Raw genomic sequence first — 16,343 nt, forward strand, 5'->3', positions numbered from 1 at the left:
GTGGCTGTAACACCGGCGTCATCCGTACGATGCGCAGCATGAGCGAGTTGTCGTTGAGCGGCGGCGCGGTCTCCTCCCGCGAAGCGTGGGAGAAGGCCGCGGCGGCTGTGCTCCGCAAGGCCCGACGGCTGTCGGACGACCAGCCCGACGCCGCGGTGTGGGAGGCACTGACGACCCGCACGCTCGACGGCATCGCCGTCACCCCGCTGGGTACGCCGGAGCTCGCCGCCGGCCTCCCGGATCCCGGACTGCCGGGTCAGGCGCCGTACGTCCGCGGGACCCGTGCGCGACGTGACGACGGCTCGTGGGACATCCGGGTGCTGCACGAGGACCCGGACGCGACGCACACCGCCGAGGCGGTGCTCGACGACCTCGAGAACGGCGCCACCTCCGTGTGGCTGCGACTCGGCCCCGAGGCGATCGACCCCGCTGCCCTCGGCACGGTGCTCGACCGGGTGTTCGTCGATCTCGCGCCCGTCGTCGTCGAGGCACGGGCCGACGGCCTGGGCGCCGCCGACGCGTTCTGCCGCTACCTCGACGAGCGTGGGGTCACACCGGCCCCCGGCACCAACCTCGGGCTCGACCCGATCGGTGCTTCGCTGCGCGGATACACCGGTGAGATGGTGCTCGAGACCGTGGTCGTCGAGGGCGCCCGCAAGGCGGCCGAGCGTGGCATCGCCGCGTTCGTGGTCGACGCGACCGCGGCGCACGACGGTGGAGCGTCCGAGGCGCAGGAGGTCGGCTACGCGCTCGCGGTCGGTGCGGCGTACCTGCGCCTCCTCACCGCTGCCGGGTTCTCGGTCGAGGACGCACTCGCGATGATCGAGTTCCGGTTCGCCGCGACGGACGAGCAGTTCACGACCATCGCCAAGCTTCGCGCCGCACGCGGCACCTGGAACCGCCTCGCCGAGCTCTGCGGTGCTGCGGACGTGGCACGCGGCCAGGTCCAGCACGTGGTCACCTCCCGGGTGATGCTCAGCAAGTACGACCCCTGGGTCAACATGCTGCGGACCACGGTCGCCGCGTTCGCTGCGGGCGTCGGTGGCGCCTCGTCGGTGACCGTGCTGCCGTTCGACGCCCCGCTGGGGCTCCCCGACGCGTTCAGCCGTCGGATCGCCCGCAACACGTCGTCGCTGCTGACCGCCGAGTCGCACGTCGGCGCCGTCACCGATCCCGCCGGCGGTGCGTACGCCGTGGAGCGCCTCACCGACGACCTCGCCCGCGCGGCCTGGGACGAGCTCGGCCGCATCGAGGAGGCAGGCGGCGTCGTCGACGCGATCGAGGACGGGTCGCTCGTCGGGCGCCACCGCGCCGTCGCCCGCGAGCGGGAGAGCCAGATCGCCCGGCGCAAGCGCCCGCTCACCGGTCTGTCGGAGTTCCCGAACCTGCGCGAGGTGCTGCCCGAGCGCACCCCGTACCCCGAGGGCGCCGAGCCCGTCCAGCGTTACGGCGCGGCCTTCGAGGCGCTGCGGGACAACCCCGTCCCCACGCCTGTCTTCCTCGCCACCATGGGGCCGATCTCGGCGCACACCGCGCGGGTCACCTTCATCGCCAGCCTCCTGGCCGCGGGCGGCATCGAGACGGTGACCGCCGGCCCGACGGCCGGCGTCGAGGGCGTTCTCGCGGCGTACGACGGAGCTCCGGTGGTCTGCCTCGCCGGACCCGACAGTGCCTACGCCGAGTGGGGCGCCGACCTCGTGACCGCACTGCGCGCGGCCGGGGCGCAGTGGGTGATCCTCGCCGGGAAGCCCGTCGACGGTGTCGCCGTCGACGCCACGGCGGCGACCGGCGTCGACGCCCTGGCCTTCTTGCACGAGACGCGCGGGCACCTCGGCGCGGCGCGAGCCGCGGGCGGACCCGCGGCCGAGAACGGAGCAGACGCATGAGCATCCCCGAGTCCTTCGCCGGGTTGCCGCTCGACCCGGACCAGCCGTACGCGGCCGACCGTGCGGCCTACGACCGCGCCGCCGACGGTGCCGAGCCCTGGCCTGCGCCCGAGGGCATCGACATCGCGCCGCTCTACACGGGGGCCGACCTCCAGGGTCTGGACGCGCTCGACACGTACCCCGGGCTCGCGCCGTTCCTGCGGGGTCCGTACCCGACGATGTACACCACCCAGCCGTGGACGATCCGCCAGTACGCGGGGTTCTCCACGGCGGAGGAGTCGAACGCCTTCTACCGGCGCAACCTCGCCGCGGGCCAGAAGGGCCTGTCGGTCGCCTTCGACCTCGCGACCCACCGCGGCTACGACTCGGACAACCCTCGCGTCGTGGGCGACGTGGGCATGGCCGGGGTCGCGATCGACTCGATCTACGACGCGCGCACCCTCTTCGAGGGCATCCCGCTGGACAAGATGAGCGTCTCGATGACCATGAACGGTGCGGTGCTCCCGGTGCTCGCGCTCTACATCGTGGCGGCGGAGGAGCAGGGGGTGAAGCCGGAGCAGCTCATGGGGACCATCCAGAACGACATCCTCAAGGAGTTCATGGTCCGCAACACCTACATCTATCCGCCGGCGCCGTCGATGCGGATCATCTCCGACATCTTCGCCTACACCGCGCAGCGGATGCCGAGGTTCAACTCGATCTCGATCTCCGGCTACCACATCCAGGAGGCCGGAGCGACGAACGACCTCGAGCTCGCCTACACCCTGGCCGACGGTGTCGAGTACATCCGCGCGGGCCTCGACGTCGGGCTCGACATCGACGCGTTCGCGCCGCGGCTGTCGTTCTTCTGGGCGATCGGGATGAACTTCTTCATGGAGGTCGCCAAGCTCCGGGCTGCGCGCGCCCTCTGGTCACGGCTCGTCGCCCCGTTCGACCCGAAGAACCCCAAGTCGAGCTCGCTGCGTACCCACTCCCAGACGTCGGGGTGGTCGCTGACGGCGCAGGACGTGTTCAACAACGTGCAGCGGACGGCCATCGAGGCGATGGCGGCGACCCAGGGGCACACGCAGTCGCTGCACACCAACGCGCTCGACGAGGCGATCGCCCTGCCGACCGACTTCTCCGCGCGGATCGCCCGCAACACCCAGCTCCTGCTCCAGCAGGAGTCGGGCACCACGGCGACGATCGACCCGTGGGGCGGCTCCTACTACGTCGAGCGCCTCACCCATGACCTCGCCCGCCGTGCCTGGTCGCACATCGAGGAGGTCGAGCGGGCCGGCGGCATGGCCAAGGCCATCGAGGCCGGGATCCCCAAGATGCGCGTCGAGGAGGCTGCCGCCCGCACCCAGGCGCGGATCGACGCCGGGCACCAGGCCGTCATCGGCGTCAACACCTACCGCGTCGACACCGAGGAACCCTTCGAGGTCCTCAAGGTCGACAACCGCGCGGTCTACGCCGCGCAGGTCGCCAAGCTGGAGCGGCTGCGGGCCGAGCGTGACGACGACGAGGTCCGCCGTACGCTGCACGCCCTGACCGAGTCGGCGGGACGTGGGGCGAGCAAGGACGGCTCGCTCGACGGCAACCTCCTCGCGCTGGCCGTCGACGCCGCCCGGGCCAAGGCCACGGTGGGCGAGATCTCCGACGCGCTCGAGAAGGTCTACGGACGCCACAAGGCGGTCATCCGTACGATCTCTGGTGTGTACCGATCCGAGGCAGGCAAGGCCGAGAACGTCGAGCGCGTGATCGCGGCGACCGACGCCTTCGAGGAGGCCGAGGGACGACGTCCACGCATCCTGGTGGCCAAGATGGGCCAGGACGGGCACGACCGGGGCCAGAAGGTCATCGTCTCCGCCTTCGCCGACATGGGCTTCGACGTCGATGTGGGCCCGCTCTTCTCCACGCCGGAGGAGGTGGCGCAGCAGGCGGTCGACGCCGACGTCCACGTGGTGGGCGTCTCGTCCCTGGCTGCGGGCCACCTGACGCTCGTGCCGGCGCTCCGTGACGCGCTGGCCGAGCTGGGCCGCCCCGACGTCCTCGTGGTCGTCGGCGGCGTGATCCCGCCGGACGACGTGGAGACGCTCAAGCAGATGGGAGCGGCCTCGGTCTTCCTGCCGGGCACGGTCATCGCCGAGTCGGCGCTCGAGCTGCTGGACAAGCTCCGGGCGACGCTGCAGCACTGATGGTCGACGTCGTCGAGCTCGCTGACCGCGTACGCGCCGGGCAGCGTGCTGCGGTCGCGCGAGCCATCACCCTCGTCGAGTCTCGTCGACCCGACCACCGAGAGGCGGCACGGGAGCTGCTTGCGCTGCTCACCCCGCACTCGGGTGGCGCTGTCCGTGTGGGGATCTCGGGGGTCCCGGGGGTCGGGAAGTCGACGTTCATCGAGGCGCTGGGCACCCACCTGACCGCGACCGACCACAAGGTCGGGGTCCTCGCGGTGGACCCGTCGTCGGTGCGTACGGGGGGCTCGGTCCTCGGCGACAAGACGCGGATGCCGGAGCTCGCGGCGAGCCCCCGGGCGTACATCCGCCCCTCGCCGTCGGCCGGTACCCTCGGCGGCGTCGCGGGCGCGACGACCCAGGCGATCCTCGTGCTCGAGGCGGCCGGATTCGACGTGGTGCTCGTGGAGACGGTCGGCGTCGGGCAGTCGGAGGTGACCGTCGCCGGGATGGTCGACACGTTCCTGTTCCTCACGCTCGCGCGGACCGGTGACCAGCTCCAGGGCATCAAGAAGGGCATCCTCGAGATCGCTGACGTCATCGCGGTCAACAAGGCCGACGGTGACCGCGAGCCGGAGGCACGCGTCGCTGCCCGCGACCTCGCCGGGGCGATCCGCCTCGTCCACGCCGGGACCACCGGGTGGGTCCCGCCGGTGCTGACCTGCTCCGGGCTCGAGGGCACGGAGGTGGACACGGTGTGGATGCGGGTGCTGAGGCACCGCGAGTTCCTCGGTGCCGGCGGGCTGCGTGACAAGCGGGCGGCACAGCAGCTCGAGTTCATGTGGGCGCTGGTGCGCGACGAGCTCGAGCAACGGCTGCGGCGCTCGGAGGCCGTACGCGGGGTGCTCGACGAGGTCCGTGCCGAGGTGCTCTCCGGTGACATGCCCGCGACGAGTGCCGCGGACGCGATCCTGGCTGCCTACGACCGCCCCTGACCGCTCCCGCTGCGCCCCGTGATCCGACGGGTTGTGCACCGAGATCACGTGCCGATCCGGTGCGCAACCCGTCGGATCGGGGATGCACGAGGGGGAGGTCAGGCCCAGGCCGGGTCCCAGCCCTCGACGTCCTCCGGCTTGCGCGACGGCGGGCCGGTGTAGATAGCGGACGGACGGATCAGCCGCCCCGTGCGCTTCTGCTCGAGGATGTGCGCACTCCATCCGGCCGTGCGAGCGCACGTGAACATCGACGTGAACATGTGCGGCGGGATCTCGGCGAAGTCGAGGACGATCGCTGCCCAGAACTCGACGTTCGTCTCCAGCACCCGGTCCGGGCGGCGCTCGCGCAGCTCGGCGAGCGCGGCGTCCTCCAGCGCCTCGGCCACCGCGTACCGCGGGGCGTTGAGCTCGCGCGCGGTCCGGCGCAGGACACGGGCGCGCGGGTCCTCGGCGCGGTAGACGCGGTGGCCGAACCCCATCAGGCGTTCGCCGGCGTCGAGCAGGCCCTTGACATAGGTCCGCGCGTCGCCGGACTTCTCGACATCGCCGATCATGCCGAGCACGCGCGACGGCGCGCCGCCGTGCAGCGGACCCGACATCGCGCCGACGGCACCCGACAGCGCGGCAGCGACGTCGGCGCCGGTCGAGGCGATCACGCGTGCGGTGAACGTGGAGGCGTTCATGCCGTGCTCGGCGGCGGAGGCCCAGTAGGCGTCGATGGCCTTGACGTGAGCGGGGTTGGCCTCGCCGCGCCACCGGGTGAGGAACCGCTCGGTGATGGTGCTCGCCTTGTCGATCTCGGTCTGCGGGACCATCGGCTGACCGACGCCCCGTGCGGCCTGGGCGACGTACGACAGCACCATGACGGCCGTACGGGCGAGGTCGTCGCGAGCCTGCTCAGGATCGATGTCGTACAGCTGGCGGAGGCCCCAGGCGGGAGCGGTCAGTGCGATCGCGCTCTGGACATCCACCCGGATGTCACCCGAGTGCACAGGGATGGGGAAGGGCTCGGCGGGCGGGAGGCCCGGCTCGTACGTGCCGTCGACCAGGAGGCCCCAGATCTTCTCGAAGGGCACTCGCCCCACGAGGTCCTCGATGTCGACGCCGCGGTAGCGCAGCGCGGAGCCTTCCTTGTCCGGCTCGGCGATCTCGGTGGCGAAGGCGACGACGCCTTCGAGGCCCTCGTGGACCTTCACCGTCTCGGATGCGTCAGTCATGCCAGTCATTCTGCCCCGCCCGCGCAACGCCAGGTCTCGTAGGGTGCTGTCCATGGAGTCCCACGCGATCGCGGCACTGCGCGAGGAGTACGAGGCATCCGGACTGAGCGAGGCCGACGCCGGGCACGACCCGGTGTGGCTCTTCGGGACGTGGTTCGACCAGGCGGTCGCCTCGGGGATGCACGAGCCGAACGCGATGGCGCTGGCGACGGCGACGCCCGGTGCGCTGCCGTCGGTCCGGATCGTGCTCCTCAAGGGCTTCGACGCCGAGGGGGCGGTCTTCTACACCAACCGTGAGTCGCGCAAGGGCGACGACCTCGAGGGCAACCCGCACGCGGCGTTGGTGATGCTGTGGCACCCGTTGCAGCGGCAGGTCCGGATCGAGGGCTCGGTGACGCGGGTGTCTGACAGCGAGAGCGATGAGTACTTCAGCTCACGGCCTCGGGCGTCCCAGCTGGGCGCCGTCGCCTCCGACCAGTCGCGGGTGGTCGCCGACCGGGTCGCCCTCGAGCGGGCGTACGACGCGGCGGAGGTCTCGTACCCCGACGACGTGGCGCGTCCCATGTGGTGGGGCGGCTATCGCGTGTCCATCGACTCGATCGAGTTCTGGCAGGGACGCTCGGGCCGCATGCACGACCGGATCCGCTTCCGTGCCGTCGGTGGGCAATGGCTTCGCGAGCGTCTCGCGCCGTAGGCCGGGCAGAGGGCCGGGCCGCAGGAGGGTGAAGACAGGAACGACCCGCGGGGTTTGCGTGCCGAGCGGACTTTGCTCTCGGCCCCCGCGGGTCGGGTGGCTGCCTGGGATTCGCCGCACGGTGCTGGCGTTCCCACGGCACCGTGGCTAGCTGACAGCCACCTCACATGTCCTGAAGTCAATCATTCTTCGGACCACCTCCTTCCCGTGTACGGACGAGATTACGCCGCGCTCCGGCCCGGGCCAACCCCTTTCCCGGGCCGGTTCCAGAGGCGATCCCCAGGGTGATCCGCAGGGCGGGACAATCGTTCCCGTGACGGCACCACGGGGCGTAGGGCGGATCCTCACCGACATCCGTCCGCTCCGGGAGTCGGTCGACTACCGGCGTCTCTGGGTCGGCCACACGGTGTCTCAGCTGGGTCAGCAGACGGCGACGGTCACGGTCGCCTACCAGGTCTTCGTGATCACCGACTCTTCCTTCGCGGTCGGGGTCCTCGGGATCGTCGCCCTGGTCCCGTTGATCGTGCTCGGCCTGTACGGCGGGGCGCTGGTCGACCACTTCGACCGGCGGACGGTCGCGCTCGTGACCGCGGTCGGGCTCTGGGTGTGCACGGCGGTGCTGTTGGCGCAGGCGCTGGTGGGCCTCGAGTCGGTGGTCCTGCTGTACGCCGTGGTCGCGGTCCAGTCGGGTCTGTTCGCGGTGAACAGCCCGGCACGGTCCGCGATCATCCCGCGGCTGATCCCGGCGCACCTGCTCCCGGCGGCCAACGCGCTGAGCATGGCGGCGTACAACCTGGGCTTCACCGTGGGCCCGTTGGTCGGCGGTGTCGTGATCGCCTGGCTCGGGGTGGCGGCGACGTACGCGATCGACCTCGTGACGTTCACCGCCGCCGTCTACGCGCTGGTGCGCCTGCCGCCGATCCCGCCCCTCGAGGCGCCTCGGGGGGTGCCGGGCTTCCGGTCGGTGGTCGAGGGGATGGCGTGGTTGCGGCGCGCGCCGAACCTGCGCATGACGTTCGTCCTCGACCTGTGCGCGATGGTGCTGGCGCAGCCCCGGGCGCTGTTCCCCGCGCTCGCGCTGACGGTCTATGCGGGCGGGCCGTCGGCGCTCGGGCTGCTGCAGGCCGCGCCGGCGATCGGGTCCTTGGTGGCGTTCATGCTCTCGGGATGGGTCGGGCGCGTGCACCGTCACGGGGTCGCGATCGTGGTGGCCGTCGTCGCGTACGGGGTCGCCGTGGCGCTCGCGGGTGCGAGTGCGATCGGTGCGCCGGGGTTGATGTGGCTCGTGGTGACGATGCTGGCGTTCTCGGGATCGGCCGACATGGTGAGCGCGGCGTACCGGAGCACGATGCTCCAGCAGGCGGCCCCCGACGCGCTGCGGGGGAGGCTCCAGGGTCTGTTCACGGTCGTCGTCGCCGGCGGCCCGCGCCTCGGCGAGTTCCTGGCCGGATCGCTCGCCGAGATCACGACGATCGCGGTCGCGATGCTCTGCGGCGGAGTCGCGTGCGTCGTCGGGACGCTGGTGGCGGTCGCCCTCCAGCGGGGCTTCCTCACCTACGACGCACGCGACCCGTCGCCGTAGTCACTCGGCCAGCAGGCCGTAGAGCTGACGGCGCGCCTCGTCCAGGATCTGAGCGGCCCGCTCGCGCTGGTCGTCGCTGCCGTCCTCGCCCACCTGGCGGGCGGCCCGTACGAGCTTGCGTGCGCTGACGTGCAGCTCCTCCTGGGTCTGCGAGCCGGGTCGCCCGCTGTCCCAGGCCTGCGCGACCTCCGCGGCGTGATCGGCGAGGTAGGCGGCACCGTCCTCGGTGATCTGGAACTGGGTGCCCTCCGCATCGACGGGCTCGACGAGGCCGTCCGCGGTCAGCCGTCGGAGCACGGGGTAGATGGACCCCGGGCTGGGCCGCCACCGTCCCTCGGTGCGCTCGGTGAAGGTGGTGATCAGGCCGTACCCGTTGGTCGGGCCGTCGGCCAGGACCGAGAGCGCGGCGAGGCGTACGGCGCCACGGCGGGCGCGGGGCCCGCCACGCCGGCGCTCGCCGAAGCCGGGACCTGAGCCGGGGCCGAAGTCAGGGCCGAATCCGGGACCATGGCCGTGACCGCGGCCGCGCGGGTCGCGACGACCTGGACGCGGTCGGCGACGCCCGGAGGTGGGATCGAAGGTCTCTCTGAGGTCGAAGTCTGGGTTTCGCACGAGGCATCCTCCTGTGGCAAGCGTTGGAGTATCGATGATAGAACGCGATATATCGTTACGCAATCGCGCACGCCGCAGCGCCTGCGTTCATCTCGATCGGCTCGACGAAGGGCTCGGCGAACGGCGTCAGGACAGGAACCAGGCCGCCGAGTCGGGAAGGAGCTGACCGGTGCCCTCGGCGAGCGCCGCGGAGAGCACGACCGGCGTGCCGAGATCGTCGACCGGATGGTCGACCGTTCCGCAGTTGACGACGCACACCAGACCACGCGCACCGTCGACACCGTCACGCCGGAACGCGACCACGTCGTCACCGCGCTCCAGCATCTCGAAGGTCGTCGAGAGGCCGCCGACGAGCTCTCGACGTTGCTGCAGGGCGAACGTGAGGAAGTTCAGCGTCGAGTACGGGTCGCGGGTCTCGTGCTCGACGGTGTAATCACGGAACCAGTCTGGCTGCGGGATCCATGTGCGGACCTCCCCGGGTCCGCCGGGGGAGAAGCCGAACGGAGGCTCCGAGCCCGACCACGGCATCGGGACCCGGCAGCCGTCGCGACCGACCCCGCCGCCGCGCAGCCAGGTCGGGTCCTGCCGGTCCTCGGGAGCCACGTCGACCTGGGGGAGGCCGAGCTCTTCGCCCTGGTAGACGTACGCGGACCCGGGCAGAGCCAGCATCGTCAACATCGCCGCCTTGGCCCGAGACAGCCCGAGGTCGCCACCACCGTAGTGGGTGACCGTACGGACGACGTCGTGGTTGGAGAGCACCCACGTGGGGCTCGCGCCGACCGGGCCCACCGCGGCGTACGTCTCGTCCAGGACGCGGCGTAGCGCGGGCGCGGAGAAGGGAGTCGAGAGCCAGTGGAAGTTGAAGACCTGGTGCATCTCGTCAGGGCGGACGTAGTGCGCCATCGCCTCGGCCGAGCCGACCCACGCCTCACCGATCATCATCCGGTCACCGGGGTAGGAGTCGAGCACCGTGCGCCAGCCGCGGTAGACCTCGTGCACGCCCGGCTGGTTCCAGTAGGGGCGGTCCCACTCGGTCATCGTGGCGTCGAGCGTCTCGCCCGCGGGTCCGAGCCCTTCGACGTCGGGCATGCCGGACGCCTTGAAGAGGCCGTGCGCCACGTCGACGCGGAAGCCGTCCACGCCCCTGTCGAGCCAGAAGCGCAGCACCGACTCGAACTCCTCGCCGACCTCCGGGTGATCCCAGTTGAGGTCGGGCTGCCCGGCGTCGAACAGGTGGAGGTACCACTGGCCGTCCTCGACCCGGGTCCACGCCGGGCCGCCGAACACCGACTGCCAGTTGTTGGGCGGCAGCGAGCCGTCGGGTCCGCGGCCGTCCCGGAAGAGGTAGCGCTCTCGTGCCGAGCTGCCCCGGCCCGCCCGGAGGGCTTCCTGGAACCACGGGTGAGCCGAGGCCGTGTGGTTGGGCACGAGGTCGACGATGACCTTGAGACCGCGCTCGTGGGCGCCGGCGAGCATCTCGTCGAAGTCGGCGAGCGTGCCGAAGAGCGGGTCGACGTCGCGGTAGTCGGCCACGTCGTAGCCGTGGTCGGCCTGCGGCGAGCGGTAGAACGGCGTGAGCCACAGCGCGTCGACGTTGAGCTGCTCCAGGTAGTCGAGCCGAGAGGTGACGCCCAAGAGGTCGCCGACCCCGTCACCGTCGGCGTCGGCGAACGAGCGGACGTAGATCTCGTAGCAGACGGCGTTGCGCCACCATGGCACGACAGACTCTGAGGACTGGGTCACGAGTGGTTCCTCCGTGGGGGGCGGCGGTCGCGTCCGCGGCCCTCAGCGGTGCGAGCAGGGCACGACAAGTCTAGGCGGGTACGTGACGAGTCGGTCGGCGGAAGTCGGTGATGTCGATCGCGATCCAGGTCTGCTCCGCACGCGCGACGAGCGTCCCGTCGACGCCGTAGAGCGCGGTGCCGGTGCGGTGCTTGCGCCCGTCGACGCCGCGAAGCGTGCCCACGCTGACGTAGTCGTGCCCGGTGACGACGGGCGAGAGGATCTGACCGGTCATCCGCCCCAACACCATCGGGGTCTGGTCGATGTGTGCTGCCCAGCCGCCCGGGCAGTCGATCGCCGCCCAGACGACCTCCGTGCCGAGGCGGCCCTCGCCGTCGGCGAAGGCCGGGTGCGGCGTCCAGCTCGCCGCCACCGTGCCGGGGAACCCCGGGTCGTCGACCGGACCCGAGAACACGAGCAACCCGTCACCGGGCTTCCGCGCCGTCCCGCAGGTGAAGCAGTGCGGGAACGGATGCTCGACACGCCCCTCGTACGCCTCGCTCCCCAAGCGGGCGAGGACCTCCCCGACGAACGGCGCGGGATCCACGTCGAAGGCTCCTGCGACCGCGTCGGCCACCACTGTCGCGCCGTCGGAGAGCACCGACCGGTGCCCGTCGAAGGCGAGGTCCAGCGGGACGTCGAGCGGCGGCGGGACCCGCAGCGTCGACGTCACCACGGCGGCGCCGTGGTCGGCGACGGGGTGCGAGACCAGTCCGGCGACGTAGCCTCCGTTGCCGGAGCTGTCCGGTCCGTTGAACTGCCGCGAGATGGTCGTGGTCGTCATCGGGCCACGCTCTCATGCGGCGGCGCCCGTCGGACCAGGGCGGGTCAGCGGATCTCCTCGTACCTCCGCAGCGCCTCCCGGCGCTCTTCGGCGTGGTCGACCAGTGGCGGCGGATAGCTCGCCGGCGGGTCCGGGAGCAGCCAGGGTTCGTGCACCCACCGGGTCGAGACGTCGGCGAGCTCGGGAACCCACCGGCGTACGTAGGTGCCGTCTCGGTCGAACTTCTTCGCCTGGGTGACCGGGTTGAAGACCCGGAAGTAGGGCGCCGCGTCCGTGCCGCAGCCGGCCACCCACTGCCAGTTGTGCTGGTTGGAGGCGAGGTCGAAGTCGACGAGGTGCTCGGCGAAGTGGCGTGCGCCGTGCTGCCACGCCAGATGCAGGTCCTTCACCAGGAAGCTCGCCACGATCATCCGCACGCGGTTGTGCATCCACCCCTGCGCGAGCAGCTGCCGCATGCCCGCGTCCACGACCGGGATCCCCGTACGTCCCTCCTTCCACGCCTCGAGGTCGCCCGCGGGAGTGTCGTAGGCCATCGAGGCGAAGGCCGGCACCCACGGATCCCACGCCGAGTCCGGGCGCTGGTCGAGCACCTCGGCGTAGAACTCGCGGAACGCCAGCTCCCGACGGTACGCCTCGGAGCCCGGGCCACGTCCGAGCCCGGCGAGCAGGGTGCGGGGGTGGATCTCGCCCCACCGCAGGTGCACCGACATCCGTGAGGTGCGGTCGTCACCGGGAAGGTCCCGTTCGGTCGCGTAGTCGTCGAGGCCGTCGGCCACGAACTCGTCCCACCGCCGTCGGGCCGCGACCTCTCCTGGGACGGGGAGGGCGAGACCGTCCGGCAGCTCGGCGTCGGGGACCTCGACGGTGGGCGGACCTGGCGACACCCACACCGCGTCATGGGGGTCTCGTGCGGGCGCCCGCCAACCGTGCTCGAGCCAGGCGGCGTAGTAGGGGGTGAAGACCTGGTAGCGGCCCCCGTCGCGCCTGGTCACCCGGCCGGGAGCGACCGCGTACGGCGAGCCGGTGCGGACGAGCGCGACGCCGTGCTCGCCGAGGGCGTCGGCGACCCGGGTGTCTCGGCGGCGTCCGTACGGCGTGTGGTCGCCCGCGACGTGCACGCTGGCCGCGCCGACCCGGCGGGCCACCCCGACCACCTCTCTCGCAGGGTCCCCGGCGACCACGTGGAGTCCCGTGGCGCCCAGTCGTCGGGAGAGGTCGCGCAGCGAGCCCGCGAGGTAGGCCCGTCTCGGCGGCGGGGCCGCGTCCCACAACCGCGGGTCCAGGACGAAGAGCGGGACGACGCCGTCGCCGCCGGCCTCCAACGCCGTCACGAGGGCCGGGTTGTCCCCGAGGCGGAGGTCTCGCCGGAACCACAGCACCGAGATCGGCATCCGCCCATCCTCGACGGTGCACGGGGTCTGTGCACGATCTGGAACAATAGGCGCGTGAGCGACCTGATCGACACCACCGAGATGTACCTGCGGACCATCTACGAGCTCGAGGAAGAGGGCATCGTCCCTCTGCGCGCGCGCATCGCCGAGCGTCTCCACCAGAGCGGGCCCACGGTCAGCCAGACGGTAGCGCGGATGGAGCGGGACGGGCTGCTCACCGTCGAGGGCGACCGCCACCTCGAGCTGTCCGACCAGGGGCGCGCGCTCGCCACGCGGGTGATGCGCAAGCACCGCCTCGCCGAGCGCCTCCTGACCGACATCATCGGGCTCGAGATCGAGTACGTGCACGAGGAGGCGTGCCGTTGGGAGCACGTCATCTCCGAGCAGGTCGAGCGCAAGCTGGTCCGACTGCTCGAGCACCCGACCGAGTCGCCGTACGGCACGCCCATCCCCGGGCTGGGCGAGCTGGACGAGGCGGCGGTGCAGGCCGAGGCGTTCCTCGGGGCCGGCGTGATGCACCTGACGGCGACCCTGGCGACCAACGGTGATGCGTCGCGGCTCGTGGTGCGACGCATCGGCGAGGAGCTGCAGAAGGACACGACCGCGATGTCGGTCCTGCGTCGCGTCGGTGTGCTCCCCGGCAACGACGTTCTCGTGTCCTCGGCGCCCGACGGCGGTGTCGTCGTCGCGCGGGGCGGCGAGACGGCGGAGATCGACGCGGACGCCGCCAGCCACATCTTCGTCACGCGGCCGTGAGCGTCGCCCCCGGCTCCGACTCCTCCCGGCGTCGTGCCCGCGACGCTCGGACTCGCGGGCTGCCGGGCCGATGGTGCAGGGTGCTCATGAGGTCGGCGGGCTGCTAGGTCGACCGACGACCGGGGGGACACGATGAACGCAGCGCAGCGTCACGCACGCTGGTTCCTCAGCGCCTCCGTGGTGCTCGCGGCCGTCGTGGTCACCGTGCTCACCGTGGCGGCGCTCGTCGCGCAGGGAGAGTCTCTCGACCCGTGGTGGCTGCTCGCCGTCCCGGCGATCGTGCTCACCAGCGCGGCGCCGCTCTACCTCGACCGCTATGACGACTGGCTGGCGGTGGGCACCGAGTTCTGCGTCCTGGTGATGCTGTCGCTCGCGCTCGACTGGCCGCAGGCCCTCTCCCTCTGGATCATCGGCGTCGTGCTGGCCCAGCTCGTGCCGGTGGCGCGGGCCCCTCGAGCGTTCGACGCGTCGCTCTCCATCGTCTGCGGTGCCGTCGCCGTCGCCGTGGTGTCGATCCTGGGCACCGGGACGTCCGGCTACCGCGAGGTGATGGTTGTCGGGGCGGCCTTCACGCTCGCGTTCCTGATCGACATCGGTGTCTCGGTGCTGCGTGTCCACGCCGCCGAGCCGCCCGACCCCGGGAGCATCGCGGCGCGGGGATACGAGGTCCTCACCCTCTACGGGCTGTACGTCGGGGTGACCGCGATGGGCTACGTCTCGGTGCTCCTCTACCGGGCGGTGTCACCGTGGGCGCTTCTCGCGGTCCTGCCTGCGCTGGCGATCGTGCTGATGGCGGTGAAGGGTCTCACCCGCGAGCGCGAGACCGCGCGGCGGCTCAAGGTGCTGTTCGAGACCGCGAACGCGCTCCACTCCGCCTCGACGGAGGGGGAGGTGCTGGCCGTGCTCGACGCGGGGGTCCGGCGACTCGGGAAGTCCGCCGGCTCCGGACTGCGGAGCGAGCTGCCCGCTCCCGGTGACGTCCGGCGGCTCTTCATCTCCGGCGACGACGTCTACTGGCTCGTGATCCACGGCACCGGTGGCCCGCAGGCCGCGACGCTCCGACGCACGGAGGCCCTGGAGTCGATCGCCCAGCAGGCCGAGGAGGCACTGTCGCGGATGCGGATGAACCGTGACCTCGTCGACAGCGCGGAGCGCGATCCGCTGACGCGGTTGAGCAACCGCGCGGTCTTCCTCGACACCGTGGACGAGGCGTTGTCCGCCGAGGGCGGGAGACAGTCGTGCGCGATCCTGTTCTGCGACCTCGACGGCTTCAAGCGGGTCAACGACCAGCTGGGACATGCGAGCGGCGACGCAGCGCTGGTGGAGATCGCGCGCCGCCTCGTCGCCGACCTTCCCGACGACGTGCGGGTGGCTCGCCTCGGCGGCGACGAGTTCGCCATCCTCGTGACGGCGTCGGCGAGCGGAGCGGTCGGACTCCGCGAGCGCACGATGGATCTCGCCGCGCAGGTCGGCGAGATAGTCGCCCGACCGATGGTGCTGGACGCCCGCACGATCGAGATCGCCACCAGCATCGGCGTCTCGTGGACCGACACGGAACGCGTGAGTGCCTCCGAGCTCCTGCGCAACGCCGACATCGCGATGTACGTGGCCAAACGAGAAGGCGGTGGCCGCGTCGTCGTCTACCGTGCGGCCATGGGGGAGGAGCGCGTGCGGTCCTTGGAGCTGGTCGACCGGTTGCGCCGGGCGATCGACGAGCGCCGGCTCCGTGTCGTGTACCAACCGATCGTCTCCGCCGACGAGCAGCGGCTCCTTGCCGTGGAAGCACTGGCCCGGTGGACCGAGGACGGCGAGGTCGTCTCACCGGAGGAGTTCATCCCGCTCGCCGAGGATGCCAACCTCATCGAGCCGATCGGTGAGCTGGTGCTCGACCAGGTCTGCGACGACCTGGAGCAGCTCGGTCACGCGCTCGACCCCGACACCGCGATCGCGATCAACCTGTCTGCGCGTCAGCTCGACTCGCCGCGGTTTCTCGCTCGCATCCATCGCGCCATCGGCCTGCTGGCCCCGCATCCGCTGACGCTCGAGATCACCGAGACGGAGACGATCAGTGAGGAGGTCATCGAGTCGAGGGTGATGGAGGACCTGGTCGAACGCGGGGCGATCCTGGCGGTCGACGACTTCGGGGTGGGATTCTCCTCGCTCGAACGGTTGATGCGGCTGCCCGTGCAGGTGCTGAAGCTCGACCGGGTCTTCTCGCGAGACGTCGACACGGGCGAGGAGCAGGCGGCGTTCCTCACCTCGATGCTCGAGATGGCGTCGGCCACGAATCTCAAGACGGTCGTGGAGGGCATCGAGCGGCGGTCGCAGGTGGAGGCCGTCCTCTCGGACCTCAGTGCTCGCGGGCGTCGCACGCTCGCGCTCCAGGGCTACTACTTCGGCGGACCGATGAGTCCGGCGACTCTTGTCCGCTGGTCGGGGCAGCGGGCGCGGGCGGCCTCGCTGCGGCGGCGGTGACCACGGTGGG

Annotated in this window: 12 protein-coding genes; 7 read left to right on the forward strand and 5 right to left on the reverse strand. The window is 71.5% G+C overall.

Translation table 11 applies throughout. The features are described 5' to 3' along the window. The first annotated feature begins 38 nt into the window (after positions 1–38). Genes KV100_RS13545 through meaB form a run of 3 tightly spaced genes read left to right on the forward strand, consistent with a single transcriptional unit; the run spans position 39 to position 5,040 of the window. On the forward strand, positions 39–1,886 hold the full coding sequence (locus tag KV100_RS13545) for a methylmalonyl-CoA mutase family protein (RefSeq protein WP_220343551.1): 1,848 nt from the start codon (positions 39–41) through the stop codon (positions 1,884–1,886). Beyond that, entirely contained in the window at positions 1,883–4,066 is a 2,184-nt protein-coding gene (scpA, locus tag KV100_RS13550; RefSeq protein WP_220343552.1) for a methylmalonyl-CoA mutase, read from the forward strand. The genes KV100_RS13545 and scpA overlap by 4 nt, the downstream gene beginning before the upstream one ends. After that, entirely contained in the window at positions 4,066–5,040 is a 975-nt protein-coding gene (gene meaB, locus KV100_RS13555; protein ID WP_220343553.1) for a methylmalonyl Co-A mutase-associated GTPase MeaB, read from the forward strand. Before scpA ends, meaB begins: the two co-directional genes overlap by 1 nt. 98 nt (positions 5,041–5,138) lie before the next feature. Here the strand turns inward: meaB and KV100_RS13560 are convergent, their stop codons facing one another. Next, a complete protein-coding gene (locus KV100_RS13560) occupies positions 5,139–6,257 on the reverse strand; it encodes a citrate synthase 2 (RefSeq protein WP_220343554.1) in 1,119 nt (372 codons plus the stop codon). Between the two features lie 52 nt (positions 6,258–6,309). On the opposite strand from KV100_RS13560, the gene pdxH reads away from it, so the two are divergent. Both pdxH and KV100_RS13570 read left to right on the forward strand, forming a co-directional pair. Next, positions 6,310–6,951: a pyridoxamine 5'-phosphate oxidase gene (gene pdxH / locus KV100_RS13565; protein WP_220343555.1), complete on the forward strand. Its 642-nt coding sequence runs from the start codon at positions 6,310–6,312 to the stop codon at positions 6,949–6,951. 313 nt (positions 6,952–7,264) lie between these two features. Beyond that, positions 7,265–8,533: an MFS transporter gene (locus KV100_RS13570; protein ID WP_220343556.1), complete on the forward strand. Its 1,269-nt coding sequence runs from the start codon at positions 7,265–7,267 to the stop codon at positions 8,531–8,533. Here KV100_RS13570 and KV100_RS13575 read toward each other — a convergent pair whose 3' ends face one another. The 4 genes from KV100_RS13575 to KV100_RS13590 form a co-directional block, all read right to left on the reverse strand. Then, positions 8,534–9,145 (reverse strand): PadR family transcriptional regulator, encoded by a 612-nt coding sequence (locus KV100_RS13575; protein ID WP_220343557.1) that lies wholly within the window; start codon positions 9,143–9,145, stop codon positions 8,534–8,536. It lies immediately after the preceding gene. A gap of 126 nt (positions 9,146–9,271) precedes the next feature. After that, positions 9,272–10,888 carry a glycoside hydrolase family 13 protein gene (locus KV100_RS13580; RefSeq protein WP_220343558.1) on the reverse strand — a complete coding sequence of 539 codons (1,617 nt, stop codon included), beginning with the start codon at positions 10,886–10,888 and terminating at the stop codon, positions 9,272–9,274. Positions 10,889–10,958: 70 nt separating this feature from the next. After that, a complete protein-coding gene (locus tag KV100_RS13585; protein ID WP_220343559.1) occupies positions 10,959–11,711 on the reverse strand; it encodes a hypothetical protein in 753 nt (250 codons plus the stop codon). A gap of 44 nt (positions 11,712–11,755) precedes the next feature. Beyond that, complete coding sequence (locus KV100_RS13590) at positions 11,756–13,102, reverse strand: deoxyribodipyrimidine photo-lyase (protein ID WP_220343560.1); 1,347 nt, start codon at positions 13,100–13,102, stop codon at positions 11,756–11,758. 54 nt (positions 13,103–13,156) lie between these two features. Here KV100_RS13590 and KV100_RS13595 point away from each other — a divergent pair, with 54 nt between their 5' ends. Continuing rightward, positions 13,157–13,858, forward strand: coding sequence for a metal-dependent transcriptional regulator (locus KV100_RS13595; RefSeq protein WP_220343561.1), 702 nt, complete (start codon positions 13,157–13,159; stop codon positions 13,856–13,858). Positions 13,859–13,990: 132 nt separating this feature from the next. Continuing rightward, positions 13,991–16,333: a bifunctional diguanylate cyclase/phosphodiesterase gene (locus KV100_RS13600; protein WP_220343562.1), complete on the forward strand. Its 2,343-nt coding sequence runs from the start codon at positions 13,991–13,993 to the stop codon at positions 16,331–16,333. The last annotated feature ends 10 nt before the right edge of the window (positions 16,334–16,343 follow it).

Origin of the sequence: Mumia sp. zg.B21 (assembly GCF_019550855.1) — a bacterium.
GTDB lineage: Bacteria > Actinomycetota > Actinomycetes > Propionibacteriales > Nocardioidaceae > Mumia.

What these genes read in the sequence shown, in the direction of transcription:
- KV100_RS13545 (WP_220343551.1), top strand. Translation starts at nt 39, where the DNA reads ATGAGCGAGTTGTCGTTGAGCGGCGGCGCGGTCTCCTCCCGCGAAGCG.
- scpA (WP_220343552.1), top strand. Translation starts at nt 1,883, where the DNA reads ATGAGCATCCCCGAGTCCTTCGCCGGGTTGCCGCTCGACCCGGACCAG.
- meaB (WP_220343553.1), top strand. Translation starts at nt 4,066, where the DNA reads ATGGTCGACGTCGTCGAGCTCGCTGACCGCGTACGCGCCGGGCAGCGT.
- KV100_RS13560 (WP_220343554.1), bottom strand. Translation starts at nt 6,257, where the DNA reads ATGACTGACGCATCCGAGACGGTGAAGGTCCACGAGGGCCTCGAAGGC.
- pdxH (WP_220343555.1), top strand. Translation starts at nt 6,310, where the DNA reads ATGGAGTCCCACGCGATCGCGGCACTGCGCGAGGAGTACGAGGCATCC.
- KV100_RS13585 (WP_220343559.1), bottom strand. Translation starts at nt 11,711, where the DNA reads ATGACGACCACGACCATCTCGCGGCAGTTCAACGGACCGGACAGCTCC.
- KV100_RS13590 (WP_220343560.1), bottom strand. Translation starts at nt 13,102, where the DNA reads ATGCCGATCTCGGTGCTGTGGTTCCGGCGAGACCTCCGCCTCGGGGAC.
- KV100_RS13600 (WP_220343562.1), top strand. Translation starts at nt 13,991, where the DNA reads ATGAACGCAGCGCAGCGTCACGCACGCTGGTTCCTCAGCGCCTCCGTG.